A 16,774-nucleotide genomic window follows, 5' to 3' on the forward strand; every position below is an offset into this window, starting at 1 on the left:
CCGGGGCGCACCGCCGTGGCTCACCCGAAGCGGCCGGAGATGTAGTCCTCGGTCTGCTTCTGCGAGGGCGCGGAGAACATCGTGGTGGTGTCGTCCATCTCGACGAGCTGGCCGGGCTTGCCCGTGGCCTCGAGGTTGAAGAAGCCCGTGCGGTCGGAGACGCGCGAGGCCTGCTGCATGTTGTGCGTGACGATGACGATCGTGTAGTCGGCCTTGAGCTCCGCGATGAGGTCCTCGATCGCGAGCGTGGAGATCGGGTCGAGCGCCGAGCACGGCTCGTCCATGAGGAGCACCTGCGGCGACACCGCGATCGCGCGGGCGATGCACAGGCGCTGCTGCTGGCCGCCGGACAGGCCCGAGCCGGGCTTGTCGAGGCGGTCCTTGACCTCGTTCCACAGGTTCGCGCCGCGCAGGGAGCGCTCGACGAGGGCGTCGGCGTCGGAGCGCGAGAGGCGCTTGTTGTTGAGCTTCACCCCGGCCAGCACGTTCTCCTTGATGGACATCGTGGGGAACGGGTTCGGCCGCTGGAACACCATGCCGATCTGGCGGCGGACCTCGACCGGGTCGACGTCGCGGCCGTAGATGTCCACGCCGTCCATGACGGCCTTGCCCTCCACGCGGGCCTTCGGGATCACCTCGTGCATCCGGTTGAGCGTGCGCAGGAAGGTGGACTTCCCGCACCCGGACGGGCCGATGAGGGCGGTGACGGAACGCGGCTCGATGGCCATGTTCACGCCCTTCACGGCCAGGAAGTCGCCGTAGTAGATGTCGAGGTCGCTGACGTCGATGCGCTTGGACATGGGTTCTGGGTCTCCTTGTGCGGTGGCGGCTGCTGGTCCGAGCGCGCTACTTCTCGGCGATCGAGAACCGGCGGCTGATGAACCGCGCGACGAGGTTGAGCAGCATGATCATGACGATGAGGACGAGCGCGGCGCCCCAGGCGCGGTCGGCGCCCACCCCCTGGGAGTCCTGCGCGTACTGGCTGTAGGCGAACACCGGCAGCGTCGCGACGCGACCGTCCAGCATGTTCGTGTTCACGGTGGTGACGATGCCCACGGTGAGCAGGAGCGGAGCGGTCTCGCCGATGACGCGGGCGATCGCGAGCACGATCGAGGTCACGATGCCGGCGAGCGAGGTGCGCAGCACGACCTTGATGATCGTGAGCCACTTCGGCACGCCGAGCGCGTACGCGGCCTCGCGCAGCTCGTTCGGCACGAGCCGGAGCATCTCCTCGCAGCTGCGCACCACCACGGGGATCATCAGCACCGAGAGCGCGACGGCGCCCATGAGGCCCGAGCGGTACGCGGGACCCACGAGGAGCGCGAAGAGCGCGACGGCGAACAGGCCCGCCACGATCGACGGGATTCCGGTCATCACGTCGACGAAGAACGTGAGCGTCTTCGCCAGCCGGCCGGTGCCGTACTCCACGAGGTAGATCGCCGCGAGCAGCCCGATCGGCGCCGAGATCAGCGTCGCGAGCGCCGTGATCTGGAGCGTGCCGAGGATCGCGTGCTCGACGCCGCCCGTCGTCATGTCGCCGAAGACGCCCGCCATGTCGGTGGTGAGGAAGTCCCAGCTGATCATCTTGCCGCCGCGGACCACCACCTCGACCAGCAGCGAGATCAGCGGGATGAGCGCGATGAGGAACGCGACGGTGACAACGACGGCCATGATCGTGTTGGTCCGCTTGCGGCGCCGGCCGCTCGCCGTCGTGGCGAACGACGGCGCGGCGTCGGTCGGCGTGGGCGTCGGGCCGGTCGGTGACTGGGTCTGGACGGCCATCAGTTGGCTCCCGAGAAGGCGGCGCGGCGCGAGACGATCCAGCGCGCGATCATGTTGACGACGAGGGTGATGGCGAACAGCGCGAGACCCGAGGCGATGAGCACGCTCACGCTGAGCCCGTCAGCCTCGCGGATCTGCTGGGCGATGTTCGCGGCGATCGTCTGGTGCTGCGCGCTCTGCAGGATGTGCCAGCTGAAGAAGGACGAGCCCTTGGCGAACGGCGCCAGGATCATCAGCACGGCCATCGTCTCGCCGAGCGCGCGGCCCAGGCCGAGCATCGACGCGGAGATCACGCCGGACCGGCCGAACGGCAGGATGGCCATCCGGGCGACCTCCCAGCGCGTCGCACCGAGCGCGAGCGAGGCCTCGATGTGCAGGCGGGGGGTCTGCAGGAAGACCTCGCGCGACACCGCGGTCACGATGGGCAGCACCATGACGGCCAGCACGACCGCGGCCGAGGTGATGTTCTTCGCCGGCGGGGCGTAGTCCGCGAGCAGCGGGATGAAGCTGAACGTCGTCGAGACCCAGTCGAAGAACGGGCCGACGAGCGGCACGAGCCAGTAGAAGCCCCAGAGGCCGTAGACGACCGACGGGATCGCGGCGAGCAGGTCGATCGCGTAGGCGACCGGCCCGGCCAGGCGCTTCGGCGCGTAGTGCGCGATGAACAGCGCGATCGCGATCGACAGCGGGACCGCGATGACGAGCGCGATGATCGCGGCGAGCACGGTGCCGAAGACGAGCGGGGCGATGTACTGCCCGAGGCTGAGGCCGCGGGTGAAGTCGGCGATGTCCTGCGTCGACGACGTGATCGCCGGCAGCGCCTCCCGCAGGAGGAACGCGGCGACGGCCACGAGGGTCGCGAGGATGAGGATGCCGGAAGCGAGCGAGATGCCCGAGAACAGCCGGTTGCCGAAGCGGCCCGGGTGCTTGGTGTGGTCGCTGAGCGGCTCGGGAGCCACCGCGTCCACGGGGTCCGGCCTCACGTCGGTGCTCACGCTGCGCCTTTCTGCACGGTGGCGGGGGAAGGTCGAGGGTTCGCGGCGGCGTCCCGGTTCGGAGCGGACCTCGGGGCGCCGCCGCTGATCACTCGGCTGGGGCGGCGCCGCGGGTCCTGGATGAGGACCCGCGGGCGCCGCCCCGGAGCGGTCGCAGGGTGATCAGGCGCCCTTGATCTGCGCGATCGCCGCGTCGATCTTGGTGCGCAGGTCGTCCGAGATCGGCGCGGAGCCCGCGACGCTCGGCTCGGCGGCGCGCGCCTGACCCTCCTCGCTCGTCACGTACGTGAAGTACGCGGCGACGTTCGCGGCGTCCGACGCGGAGTCGTACGTGCTGCAGCCCGCGAGGTAGGACACGAGGATCAGCGGGTAGGCGCCGGCCTCGGTCGTGGTGCGGTCGATCTTGTAGGTGATGCGCAGGTCGGTCGCGTCGTCCGTGAGCGGCGAGGCGTCCAGGGCCTTGGCGGCGGCGTCCGCGTCGGGGCCGACGAAGTCCTCGCCGACCTGCACCGCGACGGTGCCGAGGTCGCCGGCCTGGGACGCGTCGGCGTAGCCGATCGCACCCACGGCGGCGCCGACCGTCGCGATCATGCCGGACGTGCCGTCACCGGACTGCACCGACGCGATCGGCCACGCGTCGTCGGCCTCGTAGGTCCACACGTCGGGCGCGGTCTGACCGAGGTAGTCGGTGAAGTTCTTCGTCGTGCCCGAGTCGTCCGAGCGGTTCACCACGGTGATCTTGGTGGCCGGCAGGGTGGCGTCCGGGTTTAGCGCCGCGATGGCCGCGTCGTCCCAGGTGGTGATCGCACCGGAGAACACCTTCGCGAGGGTGTCGGCGTCGAGCTGGATGTGCTCCACACCCGCGTCGGGGAGGTTGTACACCACGGCGATCGGGGAGATGTAGACCGGGAGCTCCACGACGTCGCCGCCCGCGCAGCGCTCGGTGCCCGAGGCGAGCTCGTCGTCGTTGAAGTTGGAGTCCGTGCCGGCGAAGAGCGTGCCGCCGGCGAGGAACTGCTCGCGGCCACCGCCCGAGCCGACCGGGTCGTACGTCACGGTGACGTCGGGGTTCGCCTCGGTGAACCCGGCGACCCAGCCCTCCTGGGCCTTGGCCTGGGACGACGCCCCCGCGCCGGCCAGGTTGCCGGACAGGTCGCCGGACGCCGCGGACTCGCCACCACCGGCGGTCGAGTCGCTGCCACCGGAGTCACCGGACGACGCCGACGACCCACAGGCCGCAAGCACGAGTGCCGTGCTCGCGGCGAGGATCGCGTACGTGCCACGACGGATCGACTGCTTCACTTCGTTCCCCATTCGTCTGGTCTGCGGGCACGCGTGTGTCCGCCATGACGAGAAGGTAGGAAGGGCGGGTGACGCGCCGCCCGGCGCAGGGTGAATGCGAGGTGAACGAGCGGCGACACCTTGCCCGATCGTGGGAACGATCACACCGAACGGCGTCCTCGGTGACTCAGCCGTGCCAGCCCTTGGCCGCCAGCACGTGGGCCGCGGCCTCGTCGACCCGGGCCGCGAACGTGGCGTCGGACTGGGCCTTCGCGAGCACGGCGGCCACCATCTCCGCGACCACCGTCGGGTCGGCCGAGACGAGGACGACGTCGCAGCCCGCCGCGATCGCGTTGACCGCGCGGTCGCCCGGCGACCACGCGGCGACGGCCTCGGCCGCCGACACGTCGTCGGTCATCACCGCGCCCGTGAAGCCGAGCGTGCCCCGCAGCAGGTCGGTCACGATCGACGACGAGAACAGCGCGGGGTTGGCCGGGTCGAGCTGGGTGTAGATCGCCGAGGAGACCATCACCCACGGCGCACCCTGCCCGATGACCGTGGCGAACGCCTGCACGCTGGGCGAGCTCGCCGTCGTCTGCGTGTCGGTGACGTTCGCGGTGGTGTCGGTGTTCTGCGTGACGAGGCCCAGACCGGGGAAGTGCTTGAAGACCGTGCCGACGCTCGCCGTCGCCATGCCGTCCGCGAAGGCGCGGCCCGCCGTCGCCACCGCCTGCGCGTCGTACCCGAACCCCCGGTCGAACGCGCCGATGGGCGCGTTGCCCGCCGCGGCCTCGGCGCTCGCCGGCACGTCCAGCACGGGCGCGAGGTTGAGCGTGACCCCGGCGGCGTGGAGCTCCCCGCCCCACGTCGCGGCCGAGGACTCCAGGTCGCTCGTGGCCAGCTGGCCCTGCTGCAGCGCGGACGGCATCGTGGAGAACCCCGGACCGCTGAGCACCTGCACCTGACCGCCCTCCTGGTCGGTGGCCGCGAGCACCGGAACGGGCGACGTCGAGGCGGAGGTCAGCGTCGTGACCACGGCGCTGGTCGCGTCGACGCCGGCGCTCGAGCGGCCGTGCAGGAACACGCCGCCGACGGCGAGCCTGCTCACGGCGTCCAGGGTCACGGCGTCCGCGCTGGACGCGCTCGAGCCCACGACGAAGAGCTGGCCCACCCGCTGCTCGAGGGTGAGCGACTGCACCGGGTCGGGCGTCGGGCTGGGGGTGGGGCTCGGCGTCGGGCTGGGCGCCGGGCTGGGTGTCGGGACGGTCGTCGACGGCGCCGTGCTCGGGCTGGGGGACGGAGCGGACGACGGCGAGGAGCACCCGACGAGGGCGAGCGCGGCCAGCACGGTGGCCGCGACGCCCGTGGCGCCTCGCGCGTTCCGCAAGCCCCGAGCGGTGCGTCGCACGGGCCGGGCGAAGGTCTGCGACATGGGGGCGATCATGCCGGACCGGGAGCGCCGCGTCGGCCAGCTGGACGCAACGATCTCGCCAAGGGCCGGCCAAAGGGGCGGGCGGCACGGGGGCACGCGCGCGCACGGGCGTGCGCCCGGTGATCGCCTGGTGGGCCGCGTCAGACGGGCGGCCTGCTCCGCTCGGCGGCGACGATCCGCACACCCCGGCGGTGGCGCGGGAGCACGTGCACGACGAGCAGCTCGCCGGTGCGCAGGTACGGGTTCTCCCGCGGCAGGGTGGCGCGCACGCGCGAGGACGCACGGCTGGCGAGCGCCTCGAGGACCAGGGGAAGCACGGGCCGGTGGGTGCACAGCACGGCACCCTCGGGCACGTCGACCCCGCGCCGGTGCCGGAACTCCCCGACGAGACGGGTCACGGCGCTGCGGGCCGCGCCGGGCCGGCGCTTGGCAGCCGCCTCCGTCAGCTCGGGCACCGCGACGGGCGTGAGTCCCGACGCGAGCGCGTACGGCCGGACCGACGCGGCGCACCGCTCCCACGGGCTCGTGTACACCTCGGACACCCCGTAGGCGGCCAGCATGCTCACCGCGGCGACCGCCTGGTGCAGCCCGACGGCGGTGAGCGGCCGGTCGTCCTCGCCGCCCTTCCACGCGCTGCGCTTCTTGGCCCGGCCGTGCCGCAGCACCACGAGCGCGCGGGTGTCGAGGTGGCCGTCGTCCCAGAGGTCGACGAGCGCGTCGAGCGGGAGGCGGTCGGCCGCGCGGGTGAGGACGCGGCGCGCCTCGGGCACCGTCACCCAGCGGGCCTCGTCGATCTCCTCGGGCGAGCACCGCGGCACGACGCCGCGCGCCGCGAGCGCGGGTGACCCGGGGTCCAGCACGCGGGCGGCCCAGTAGTGGCACTGCTTGAGGCGGCCGTCGGCGAGGCGGTAGCGCACGCCGGGCAGCGGCTGCCCGAGCACGACGGGCAGCCCGGTCTCCTCGCCGACCTCGCGAACGGCGCAGGCCGGCAGGCTCTCCCCCGGCTCGACCTTGCCCTTCGGCCACGACCAGTCGTCGTACCGGGGCCGGTGCACGAGGAGCACCTGCAGGTGGCCGCGGTCCACGCGCCAGACGACCGCGCCGCCGGCGTGGACGGTGGGTGCGGGCAGCGGTGGGGTGGTCACGGGTGCACTGCGGGAGGCGCGGGGTGCCCGGAGGACAGCGGCCGGCACTACCGCACGCTCACCCGGGCACGCGGCCGCGCGATCAGCGCGCTCTGCAGGTCGAGGAGCGGCTCGCCGTCGGGGCCGAGATGGTGGCGCACCCACTGCTGCTCGCCGTCGACGTGCACCTGGTGCCAGGACGAGGTGGTGTCGGCGACCGACAGCGCGAACAGGTTCGCGAGCTGCGCGAGGTGGTCGGGGTCGGTGAGCCGCACGAGCACCTCGACCCGGCGGTCGAGGTTGCGGTGCATGAGGTCGGCCGAGCCGATGAAGTACTCGGGCTCGCCATCGTTGGCGAACGCGTAGATCCGCGAGTGCTCGAGGAACCGCCCGAGGATCGAGCGCACCGTGATGTTCTCGCTCAACCCCGGCACACCTGCCTTGATCGCGCAGATGCCGCGCACCACGATCTCGACGGGCACGCCGGCCTGGGACGCGCGGTACAGCGCGTCGATCGTGGCCTCGTCGACGATCGAGTTGACCTTGATCCGGATCCAGGCGTCCTTGCCCTCGCGGCGGTTGACGATCTCCCGCTCGATCCGCTCGATCAGGCCCGCGCGGATCGAGCGGGGCGCGACGAGCAGCCGGTGGAACCGGCTCTTGGGCGCGTAGCCCGAGAGCTGGTTGAAGAGCCGGGTGAGATCCTGGCCGACCTCGCCGTCGCACGTGAGCAGCCCGAGGTCCTCGTACAGCCGCGCGGTCTTGGGGTTGTAGTTGCCCGTACCGATGTGGCAGTAGCGGCGCAGGCCGTCGGACTCCTGGCGCACCACGAGCGAGAGCTTGCAGTGCGTCTTGAGGCCCACGATGCCGTACACGACGTGGACGCCGGCCTGCTCGAGCTTGCGGGCCCAGGAGATGTTCGCCTGCTCGTCGAACCGGGCCTTGATCTCCACGATCGCGAGCACCTGCTTGCCCGCCTCGGCGGCGTCGATGAGCGAGTCCACGATCGGGGAGTTGCCCGACGTGCGGTAGAGCGTCTGCTTGATCGCGAGGACGGCGGGGTCGGCCGCCGCCTGCGCGAGGAACTGCTGCACGCTCGTGGAGAAGGAGTCGTACGGGTGGTGGAGCAGGATGTCCCGCTCGCGGATCGTGGCGAAGAAGTCCGTGGGGCTCGCGCTCTCGACCTCGGCGAGCGCACGCGGGGTGCGACCGGCGAACCGCGGGTACTGCAGGTCGGGGCGGTCCAGGTCCGCCACGACGTTGAGGCCCGTGAGGTCGAGCGGGGCCGGCAGCTCGTAGACCTCGTGCTCGACCACGCCGAGCTCGCGCACGAGCAGGCGGCGGATCTGCGGCGAGATGTCCGGGGCGAGCTCGAGCCGCACGGGCGGGCCGAACCGGCGCCGCAGCAGCTCCTTCTCGAGCGCCTTGAGGAGGTTCTCGGCGTCGTCCTCCTCGACCTCGAGGTCCTCGTTGCGCGTGACGCGGAACGAGTGGTGCTCCACCACGTCCATGCCCGGGAAGAGGTAGTGCAGGTGCGCCGCGATGAGCTCCTCGAGCGCGATGAGCCGGTTGGCCCCGCGCTCGTCGGCCTCGCCGGTCAGCGCCTCCTCCACCTTGACGAAGCGCGGGAGCGACTGCGGCACCTTGACCCGGGCGAAGTGCTCCTTCTCCGTGGCCGGGTTGCGCACCACCACCGCGAGGTTGAGCGAGAGCCCCGAGATGTACGGGAAGGGGTGCGCCGGGTCCACCGCCAGCGGCGTGAGCACGGGGAAGATCTGCTTGCGGAAGAACCGGTGCAGGCGGTCCTGCTCCTCGTCCGCGAGGTCCTCCCAGTGCACGAACGTGATGCCCTCGCCCTCCAGGGCGGGCACGAGCTCGGACCGGAAGAGCTCGGCGTGCCGCGCCGTGAGCTCGTGGGCCCGGACCGAGATCGCCTCGAGCACCTGACGCGGCGTCAGCCCCGATGCGGCCGTGACGGCGATCCCCGTCGCGATGCGCCGCTTGAGTCCGGCGACCCGGACCATGAAGAACTCGTCGAGGTTCGAGGCGAAGATCGCCGCGAACCGGCACCGCTCCAGCAGCGCCAGCCCCGGGTCCTCGGCGAGCTCGAGGACGCGCTCGTTGAAGGCGAGCCAGGACAGCTCGCGGTCGGCGAACCGACCCTCGGGCAGCTGGACCTCGTCGGCCTCCGCCTGGCTCGCCACGTCCGGGAGCTCGTCGGAGAGGGTGTCGGGGGCGGCGGCGAACGCCTGGTCGGTCATGCCCCTATCGTGACACCACCGCGGGGGGGTCGCGAAAGGGTCAGATACTGGACATCCCGGGTTCGCTCCGCGTAGCCCGTGCGTTCGTACAGGGCCCGGGCGCGCGTGTTTGCGCCGTCTACGTAGAGCTCGAGACTCGTCGCGCCGCGCGCGGCGACCTGCGCCGTCGCCCACCGCAGCAGTGCCCGGCCGACGCCGCCGCCCGACGCCGGGTGCGCGGCGAGCACGTAGATCTCCGCGCGCTCGGGACCGACCGACTTCACCCACACGCTGCCGACGACGGCGCCCGCGCGGGTCGCCACCGCCAGGAGCGCCGGGTCGTACCAGGGCTCGGCGAGCCGAGCGTCGAGGTCGGCCCGGGTCCAGCGGCCCTGCTCGGGGTGGTCGGCGAACGCGAGGGCGTTCAGCTCCAGCCACGCCGACAGCAGGGCGTCGGCCGCTCCTCGCCCCTGGCTCGAGCCCGCGCCTCCGGCGACCGCGTCGGTCGCCACTGCGTCGGCGTGGGTGGTCACGGTCAGCCCGGCGGCGGCGAGCGCACCCGCCACGTCGGGATCGAGGTCGGCCGGGCCGACCGGGCGTTCGAGCACGAGGAGCGACCGCGCCGCCTCGAGCCCGGCCGAGGCCGCGAGGGCGCGCGCGCCGGGCAGGTCGCCGTGCGCCCAGAACCCGACGTTCGGGTCCTGCGCGAGGACGCCGGCGACGAGCGCCGCGCCGTGCCCGCGGCGCCGGTGCGCCGGGTCGACCACGACCTCGGCCGCGGAGCCCGACCGCGACGCCGCCGCGACGATCGCGCCCGCCTCACGGCGCACGAGCACGTGGGCCTTGGGCGTGCGCAGCGCGAGGAGGTGCTCCTCGGAGAGGGGGGCGACGCCGTCGTGCGCCTGTGCTCGGGCGGCCAGCGCGAGCACGGCGCGACGGTCCACCTCATGCAATGGACCGGGGGCGACGGCGTCGCCCGACTCGATGCGGTCGGCGGGAGACGGTGGCCGCCCGGGAACCGTGGTCACTCCAGCGTCCCGGCCCGCGCCCGGCGCGCGGCGTCCCGCAGCTCCTCCCCGGTGCGCACGAGGTTGGCGGCGCTGCGCGTGGCGTGCGCGGCCTCGGGGCCGTGCGGGGCGTCGTGCAGGTCGGCGTCGAGCGCCGTCCCGGTCCCGACGACGCGGTAGAAGGCGGCGGCGCGGTCGAGCGCGACGTCGAGGTCCGCGGTGACGGCGCCGGCGAGCACGGCGTCCGCGAGCGCCGCGACCTCCTGCGGCGTGGGCGGCGTGGGCACGCCGGCGACGGCGTCGTCCACCTCCGCGCGCTGCGCCCCGAGCGCGTACCGCGCCGTGACCTCGACCGGCGTGCGGCGGATCCACTCGCGCAGCACGTACAGCCGCCACAGGGCGCCGGGGAGGGAGGCGGCGTCACTGTCGGCCCAGAGCGAGGCGACGACCTCGAGCCCCTCGGTCTCCACGAGACGGACGAGCCGGTCGACGGTCTCGACGTCGACGTCGGACTCGTGCCCGCGCCGCAGCACGGCCTGCGCCGTGGCGTGCGCGGCGCGCAGGCGCAGTGCGGGATCGGCTCCCCCGGCGATCCGGTCGGCCTGGGCGGGGTCGAGCGAGGCGGGCCGGCGCGGGCGGTGCGGGCGTTCGGTCATGCGCCCCATTGTCACCCCCGCGGCGCCGGCAGCCCGGTGCGGGGCCCGGGTGGGCGACTGCGGGCCCGTGCGGGCGACTGGGAGGCCCATGCGGGCCGCCTTTCGTGACACATTGACTGGTGGCTCCGACACATTGACTGGTCAGACCCGGCGGCGACCGCACCCGGGAGCATCGTCGCAGGTCACAGCGGCGGGTCCGGTCTGAGTTCCGGCGATCTGCAATCTGACCAGTCAATGTGACGGAGCCACCAGTCAAAGCGTCGGATGCCACCGGTCCCGACGTACGGGTGGCTCGCGCACGCTCGGCCGGTCAGGCCCGGCCGAACGGCCGGGTGCGGACCCGCGCGCGGCCGGGCGAGCCCCCGCGTCATGGGATCCTTCAGAGGTGCGTCGCAACGTCTCCGCCACCCTCGAGCTCACGCTCAGCGAGGGTCCCGCCGATCTGGCTTTCATGGTCGCCGTCGCGCGGGTTCCCGGGCTGCTCATCGAGCAGCGACTGACCATCCATCTCGGCGAGACCGAACTCGTCCCCACCGAGATCCCCGCGCCCCACCACGGCGTGATCCACCACCTCCAGGTGGACCCGGGCGTGTCCGGCACGCCCCTCGTGCTCAGCTACCACGCGAACGTCGACACGAACTGGGACGAGGTCGACTCCTCGCACGACGACGCCGAGGGTGAGGAGATCGTCGGCGACGCGGGCGGCCCCGTGGACCTGCTGACGTACCTGCGTCCGTCCCGGTACGTCGAGTCCGACCGTCTGCTCGGCACGGCCTACGCGGAGTTCGGCGGGCTCAAGGGGCGCGAGCTGGTGCTCGCCGTCGGCGACTGGGTGCACCGCCAGACGCGCTACACCCCGGGGATCTCCCGGCCCACCGACGGCGCGGTGGAGACCCTGCTCGCGCGGCGCGGCGTCTGCCGCGACTACGCGCACGTCGTCATCGCGATGCTGCGGGCGCTCGACGTGCCCGCCCGGCTCGCGGCCGTGTACGCGCCGGGGCTGTTCCCGATGGACTTCCACGCGGTCGCCGAGGCGTGGGTCGACGGCGCGTGGCACGTCGTCGACGCGACGCGGCTCGCACCGCGGCACACCCTCGTGCGCGTCGCGACCGGCCGGGACGCCTCGGACACCGCGTTCCTGTCCAACTACGGCGCCCGGCTCACGCTGGACCGGATGAAGGTGCTCGCGACGGCGGAGCCCTTCCTCCCCCCGGACGACCACTCCCTCATGCTCAAGGTGCCCTGACCCGCGGGTCTCGCGCGACGAGTGCGGGCGCGGACCGAGGTCCGCGCCCGCACTCGTCCGCCGGCGGCAGGGATGCCGCCGGTGGCTCAGGCCTGGTCGTAGGTGAGTTCGATGTCCGGCCCGGTGAGCACGAGCTGCTCGCCGTCGAGGTCACCGGTCGTCACGGCGCCGAGCGCCGAGCCGTACGCGGTCGCGACGTCCATGATCGGCTGCTCGCACGCCATCATCGTCGAGGCGATCGGCGCGAACGTGACCGTGTCGCCGTCGACGGTCACGGTCGAGACGATGTTGTTGCAGCCGTCCTTGCCGCTCACCGCACCCTCGCCGTCGACCATGAGCGTGATCGGAGCGCCGTCCACCGGCGTGATCTCGCCGTCGGGACCGCTGCCGGACACGAGCGTCCAGGAGCCCTCCAGCGAGAGCGCCTCGGCGGTCGCGCCGCCGGAGCCGGAGCCGCCGGAGGCGCACGCGGCGAGAACGGAGGCGCCGAGCACGACGGCGAGCGAGACCGTCGCGAGCGAGCGGCGGCGGGTGGTGGGTCGGGTGCGGACCTGGGTCATGGTGTCTCCTGCTGCGTGAGTCGGGCGTGGGTCGGGCGTGGGTCGGGCGTGCGTCGGACATCGGTCCGACGGGGGGCCGAGGTGCGATCGCGGGGGCCGCTCCCCCGCGGCACCCGTCTGCCCTGCACGTGTCCCGGGCAGGGCAATCCTGGCCGGAAGTGAGCCACGTCACCACTGGATCCCGCGAGAGCGCGCCCGCGACGCGCGCGCCATCAGGACGACGCCGAGGCGTCCTCGAAGGCGCGCCGCTCCTGCGCCGTGCGCGCCACCGGCCAGCCGTCCTCGGTCCACGCGAGCTCGCGCAGCCCGAGGCGGAACGCCCCCGCCGCGGCGGCGTCGTAGTAGTGGAACGCGAGCACGCCGTCGGACACCGACTGCCCGCCCGGCCCGACCATGTCGCCGTCCGTGCTGAGCAGCGACAGTCCCCCGCCCGAGGTCATCGGCGCATCGTCGGGGCCGAGGTAGGGGCCCGTGACGTCGCGCGCGCGGCCGACCGCGATGTTGTACGTGGAGTCGGTGCCCCGGCAGCAGAAGTCGCGCGAGACGAACAGGTAGTACCAGTCGTCGTGCCACACGAGGTACGGCGCCTCGATCGGGTTGGGCGAGAAGCCGCGGGCCGCCAGCAGGGTGGGCTCGGCGTCGGCCACGGGCTTGCCGTGGGGCCACGCCAGCTCCACGAGCTGGATGCCTCCCCAGAACGACCCGAACGCCATCCACGGCGTGCCGTCCTGCGCAGTGATGACGCCGGGGTCGATGGCGTTGTAGTTCACGCCCGGAGCCGACTGCCACACCACACCCTGGTCCGTCCACCCGTAGTCCGGGTCGTCGGGGTCGAGGGACGCGCTGGTGGTGAGCCCGATCGCCGAGGCGTTCTTCCCGAAGGTCGAGGCCGAGTAGTAGAGGTAGTAGGTGCCGTCGTGCTCGATCACCTCGGGCGCCCAGAAGTTCGTGACGCCCGGCACCGTCGCGTAGACCCACTCGGGCCGGGTGCTCGAGTCCCAGACGGTCCCGATGCGCTCCCACGTGACGCCCTCGTCCGTGGACCGGCGGATCTGCGGAGCGCCGAACCCGACCCCGATGTCGCCGGTGGAGAAGACGTACCAGGCGTCGTCGGTGATCACGAGTGCCGGGTCGTGGGTCGCGGTGTCCCCGTCGGCCTCGATCACCGTGGCCGCCGGGGCCTCGCCGGCGCACGCGGCGAGGGCGCCGGAGACCGCGACCACGGCGACCGCGAGGGCGGTGCCGGCGAGCCTGCTCGCCGGCACCGCCCGCGACGGGCGGGTCTCACGCACGGCGCAGCCGCACGACGTTCCACGAGATCGCCGGGAGGCTGAGGGTGACGCGGCCGTCCGCCGTCGTGCGCGCGCTCTCGTTGGCGACCGGCAGGACCGTGGTGTCGTCCTCGGGCGAGGCCTGCCACGTGTGGTCGCTGTGGGAGTAGCTCGTCGCCTCGACGAGCTCGAGGCCGGCCATCCGGACGTCGACCGCGAGCTCGGTCGCCTCGTCCTGGGCGCGGTTGACGGCGAACACGACGAGCTCGCCGCTCTCGGAGTCCCACGTCGCGACCGCGTCGACGAGGCCCGCGGTGCCGTGTACGGCGGTCTCGTACGTCGGCGTGTCGACGAGGGTGCGCAGCACGGCGCCCTTGGCGAGGGAGGAGGCCTGGGCGAACGGGTGGAAGATCGTCTGCTTCCAGATGCCGCCGCCCTGCTGCGTCATGATCGGCGCGATGACGTTGACGAGCTGCGCCTGCGACGCCGAGTGCACGCGGTCGGTGTGCCGCAGCAGCGAGATGAGCAGGTTCCCCGCGACGACGGCGTCCGCGACCGTGTAGTGGTCCTCGAGAAGCGGCGGCGCGATCGGCCAGTCGTCGCCCGTCGGGGAGGGGATGTAGGACTCCACCCGCTTCTGGTCCCACACGTTCCACTCGTCGAACGAGATGTGGATCCGCTTGGTGTGCTTGCCCGCGGCGCGCACCGCGTCCGCCGTCGCGACGACCGACTCGATGAAGTGGTCCATGTTCACCGCGGAGGCGAGGAAGGACCCGAGGTCGTTGTCGCCCTCGCAGTAGTAGACGTGCGCCGAGACGTAGTCGACGAGCTCGTAGGTCTCCGTGAGCACGGTGTGCTCCCACGAGCCGAAGGTCGGCATGAACGCGCTGGAGGAGCCGCAGGCCACGAGCTCGAGGTCGGGCTGGATCTGCCGCATCGCGCGCGCCGTCTCGGCGGCGAGTCGGCCGTACTCGGCGGCCGTCTTGTGGCCGGTCTGCCACGGGCCGTCCATCTCGTTGCCCAGGCACCACATGCGGATGCCGTAGGGCTCCTCGGCGCCGTTCGCGCGCCGCTGGTCCGATCGCGCGGTGCCACCGGCGATGTTCGCGTACTCGAGCACCTCGAGCGCCTCCGCGACCCCGCGGGTGCCGAGGTTGACCGCCATCATGGGCTCGACGTCGGCTTTGCGCGCCCACGCCATGAACTCGTCCAGGCCCACGGTGTTCGGCTCGGTGGAGTGCCACGCGAGGTCGAGGCGCTTGGGCCGGTCCTCGACCGGGCCCACGCCGTCCTCCCAGCGGTAGCCGGAGACGAAGTTGCCGCCCGGGTAGCGCACGGTGGAGATGCCGAGCTCCTTGACGAGCTCGATGACGTCGCCGCGGAAGCCGTCCTCGTCGGCCGTCGGGTGGCCGGGCTCGTAGATGCCCTCGTAGACGCAGCGGCCGAGGTGCTCGACGAACGAGCCGAACGTGCGGCGGCGCACGGGTCCGATCGTGAAGGCGGGATCGATGGTGAGTGTGGCCTGGGCCATGGGTGCTCCTCGCACGAGTTCTACAACGTTGTAGATCCGGATTTTAGCGGGTGGCGGTGCGGCTGTCGACGGGTGTGGTGCGCGGGTTTCATGCGCGCTGCTCGGGTCACTCGAGTCACGCCCGGCGGGTGCTCCCGCGCTCCTCCACCCGAACCGGCGCGACGACGAGCTGCGGCGCCTGCTCGACGCCCTCGATCCGTCGCAGCAGCAGGTCGACGGCGGAGCTCGCGATCACCTCGCGCCCCGGCGACACCGACGTGAGCGCCGGTGTCGCGAACGCGCCGTCGATCGTGTCGTCGAACCCCACGACCTGCACCCGCCCGGGCACGTCGACGCCCGCCAGCTGCAGCGCGTGCAGCGCGCCGAGGGCGACGGAGTCGTTCAGTCCCAGCACGGCGTCCACCTCGAGCCCGACGGCGAGCGCCCGGTCCATCGCCGCCGCACCGGAGGTGCGGTGCCAGTCGCCGGTCGGCAGCAGCAGGGCGGGGTCGGGCTCGAGGCCGGCCTCGACGAGCGCGTGCAGGTACCCGGCCAGGCGCAGGCGCGCCGTGGTGGTGGTGAGCGGACGCGCGGAGCCGAGCTCGCCGTCGGGCACCCCGGCGCCGCGGGGGAGCGCGGCGAGCTCGGCGAGCCCGGTGAGCTCCGTGAGCGGGTCGAGCGGTTCGGGCTCGCCGGGCGCACCGGGGGCGCCGACCACCGCGATCCGGTGCGCGCCGCGGTCCAGCAGGAGTCGGGTCGCGAGCCGAGCGCCCTCGACGTTGGCCATCGTCACGTGGTCCAGCCCTGCGCCGAACACCCGCTCACCGAGCAGGACGAGCGGAGAGGTCGGTCGCAGCTCGCGCAGGTCCTCGGCCGTGACCGCGAGCGGGGACAGCAGCAGTCCGTCGGTGAGCGAGCGGCGCGCGCTCGTGAGCACGTCGAGCTCCTTGGCGCGCTCGCCGGCGGTGTGCTCGACGAGCACCGTGACCCCGCGGGTCTCGGCCACGCGCACCACGGTGTCGGCGAGCTCGCCGAAGTAGGGCTCCGCGAGCCCGGGCAGTGCCAGGCCGATCACGCCCGTGCGACCGCGCCGCAGGTTCCGCGCCGAGGCGTTGACCTGGTAGCCGAGCTCGGCGATCGCGGCCTCGACGCGGGCGCGGGTGGTGGGCCGGATGTGCGGGTAGTCGTTGAGGACGTTCGAGACGGTCTTGAAGGACACGCCCGCGAGCGCTGCGACGTCGTGCATCGTGACCCCGCCGCGCGCGCGCACCTCGCGCGGGCCCTTCGCACCCGTCGTCATCGGACCTCCCGCGGGCATGCTAGGGGCGCGAGCACCCCCACGGGCCGGCCCGTCCGCCGGGCGCGGCGCTCCTCAGCCCTCGTGCTTGGGGCGCAGACGCTCGATCGCCTCGGCGTTGGCCGGGTCGGCGAGCGCACCGAGCACCGCGGCGCCCTCGGACTCGTCCTCCTCGAGCTCCTCCTCGGGCACGTCGGGGGTCTCGAGCTCCTCGACCTTCTCGGCCTCGGTCTCGGCGTTCAGGGCGGCGGGAAAGCCCATCGCGGGGTAGGGCGAGTTCCCGGTGTACGGCGTGGTCATCGCGGTCTCCTTCGTCCGTGTGGTGCTGTCGATCCTAGGCGGCCCGCCGGCCGGCGGGGGCGTGGCCGGCGGG

The 16,774-nt window shown here is 73.1% G+C and carries 15 protein-coding genes; 1 reads left to right on the forward strand and 14 read right to left on the reverse strand.

Annotated features, from left to right (window positions below):
* Positions 1-20 precede the first annotated feature (20 nt).
* The 9 genes from pstB to AC3AQ1_RS06150 all read right to left on the reverse strand — a co-directional run bounded on the left by pstB (position 21) and on the right by AC3AQ1_RS06150 (position 10,517).
* On the reverse strand, positions 21-800 hold the full coding sequence (gene pstB, locus AC3AQ1_RS06110) for a phosphate ABC transporter ATP-binding protein PstB (RefSeq protein WP_108718250.1): 780 nt from the start codon (positions 798-800) through the stop codon (positions 21-23).
* Positions 801-846: 46 nt separating this feature from the next.
* A complete protein-coding gene (pstA, locus tag AC3AQ1_RS06115; RefSeq protein ID WP_108718251.1) occupies positions 847-1,782 on the reverse strand; it encodes a phosphate ABC transporter permease PstA in 936 nt (311 codons plus the stop codon).
* Positions 1,782-2,777 (reverse strand): phosphate ABC transporter permease subunit PstC, encoded by a 996-nt coding sequence (gene pstC, locus AC3AQ1_RS06120; RefSeq protein WP_159096410.1) that lies wholly within the window; start codon positions 2,775-2,777, stop codon positions 1,782-1,784. Before pstC ends, pstA begins: the two co-directional genes overlap by 1 nt.
* A 162-nt stretch (positions 2,778-2,939) precedes the next feature.
* Entirely contained in the window at positions 2,940-4,079 is a 1,140-nt protein-coding gene (pstS, locus tag AC3AQ1_RS06125; RefSeq protein ID WP_234417838.1) for a phosphate ABC transporter substrate-binding protein PstS, read from the reverse strand.
* 166 nt (positions 4,080-4,245) lie between these two features.
* Entirely contained in the window at positions 4,246-5,490 is a 1,245-nt protein-coding gene (locus AC3AQ1_RS06130; protein WP_199916539.1) for a glycoside hydrolase family 3 protein, read from the reverse strand.
* 140 nt (positions 5,491-5,630) lie between these two features.
* On the reverse strand, positions 5,631-6,635 hold the full coding sequence (locus AC3AQ1_RS06135; protein ID WP_108718253.1) for an NUDIX hydrolase: 1,005 nt from the start codon (positions 6,633-6,635) through the stop codon (positions 5,631-5,633).
* 47 nt (positions 6,636-6,682) lie between these two features.
* Positions 6,683-8,875 carry an RNA degradosome polyphosphate kinase gene (locus tag AC3AQ1_RS06140; protein ID WP_108718254.1) on the reverse strand — a complete coding sequence of 731 codons (2,193 nt, stop codon included), beginning with the start codon at positions 8,873-8,875 and terminating at the stop codon, positions 6,683-6,685.
* Positions 8,872-9,882 carry a mycothiol synthase gene (mshD, locus tag AC3AQ1_RS06145; RefSeq protein ID WP_108718255.1) on the reverse strand — a complete coding sequence of 337 codons (1,011 nt, stop codon included), beginning with the start codon at positions 9,880-9,882 and terminating at the stop codon, positions 8,872-8,874. The genes AC3AQ1_RS06140 and mshD overlap by 4 nt, the downstream gene beginning before the upstream one ends.
* Positions 9,879-10,517, reverse strand: coding sequence for a hypothetical protein (locus AC3AQ1_RS06150; protein ID WP_108718256.1), 639 nt, complete (start codon positions 10,515-10,517; stop codon positions 9,879-9,881). Before AC3AQ1_RS06150 ends, mshD begins: the two co-directional genes overlap by 4 nt.
* 385 nt (positions 10,518-10,902) lie before the next feature.
* Between AC3AQ1_RS06150 and AC3AQ1_RS06155 the strand changes: the two genes are divergently transcribed.
* Positions 10,903-11,763 carry a transglutaminase-like domain-containing protein gene (locus AC3AQ1_RS06155; protein WP_234417839.1) on the forward strand — a complete coding sequence of 287 codons (861 nt, stop codon included), beginning with the start codon at positions 10,903-10,905 and terminating at the stop codon, positions 11,761-11,763.
* Between the two features lie 86 nt (positions 11,764-11,849).
* Here the strand turns inward: AC3AQ1_RS06155 and AC3AQ1_RS06160 are convergent, their stop codons facing one another.
* The 5 genes from AC3AQ1_RS06160 to AC3AQ1_RS06180 form a co-directional block, all read right to left on the reverse strand.
* On the reverse strand, positions 11,850-12,323 hold the full coding sequence (locus AC3AQ1_RS06160; RefSeq protein ID WP_108718257.1) for an META domain-containing protein: 474 nt from the start codon (positions 12,321-12,323) through the stop codon (positions 11,850-11,852).
* Positions 12,324-12,535: 212 nt separating this feature from the next.
* Complete coding sequence (locus AC3AQ1_RS06165; protein ID WP_234417840.1) at positions 12,536-13,615, reverse strand: arabinan endo-1,5-alpha-L-arabinosidase; 1,080 nt, start codon at positions 13,613-13,615, stop codon at positions 12,536-12,538.
* A complete protein-coding gene (gene arfA / locus AC3AQ1_RS06170; RefSeq protein ID WP_108718258.1) occupies positions 13,608-15,125 on the reverse strand; it encodes an arabinosylfuranosidase ArfA in 1,518 nt (505 codons plus the stop codon). The genes AC3AQ1_RS06165 and arfA overlap by 8 nt, the downstream gene beginning before the upstream one ends.
* A 115-nt stretch (positions 15,126-15,240) precedes the next feature.
* On the reverse strand, positions 15,241-16,404 hold the full coding sequence (locus AC3AQ1_RS06175; protein ID WP_234417841.1) for a LacI family DNA-binding transcriptional regulator: 1,164 nt from the start codon (positions 16,402-16,404) through the stop codon (positions 15,241-15,243).
* 72 nt (positions 16,405-16,476) lie between these two features.
* Positions 16,477-16,701 (reverse strand): hypothetical protein, encoded by a 225-nt coding sequence (locus tag AC3AQ1_RS06180; RefSeq protein ID WP_108718259.1) that lies wholly within the window; start codon positions 16,699-16,701, stop codon positions 16,477-16,479.
* Positions 16,702-16,774: the final 73 nt, after the last annotated feature.

Source organism: Miniimonas sp. S16, from assembly GCF_057748195.1.

Coding starts and splice junctions, on each gene's coding strand:
- pstB (WP_108718250.1), bottom strand. CDS start 800: ATGTCCAAGCGCATCGACGTCAGCGACCTCGACATCTACTACGGCGAC.
- pstA (WP_108718251.1), bottom strand. CDS start 1,782: ATGGCCGTCCAGACCCAGTCACCGACCGGCCCGACGCCCACGCCGACC.
- AC3AQ1_RS06130 (WP_199916539.1), bottom strand. CDS start 5,490: ATGTCGCAGACCTTCGCCCGGCCCGTGCGACGCACCGCTCGGGGCTTG.
- AC3AQ1_RS06140 (WP_108718254.1), bottom strand. CDS start 8,875: ATGACCGACCAGGCGTTCGCCGCCGCCCCCGACACCCTCTCCGACGAG.
- AC3AQ1_RS06150 (WP_108718256.1), bottom strand. CDS start 10,517: ATGACCGAACGCCCGCACCGCCCGCGCCGGCCCGCCTCGCTCGACCCC.
- AC3AQ1_RS06160 (WP_108718257.1), bottom strand. CDS start 12,323: ATGACCCAGGTCCGCACCCGACCCACCACCCGCCGCCGCTCGCTCGCG.
- arfA (WP_108718258.1), bottom strand. CDS start 15,125: ATGGCCCAGGCCACACTCACCATCGATCCCGCCTTCACGATCGGACCC.
- AC3AQ1_RS06175 (WP_234417841.1), bottom strand. CDS start 16,404: ATGACGACGGGTGCGAAGGGCCCGCGCGAGGTGCGCGCGCGCGGCGGG.
- AC3AQ1_RS06180 (WP_108718259.1), bottom strand. CDS start 16,701: ATGACCACGCCGTACACCGGGAACTCGCCCTACCCCGCGATGGGCTTT.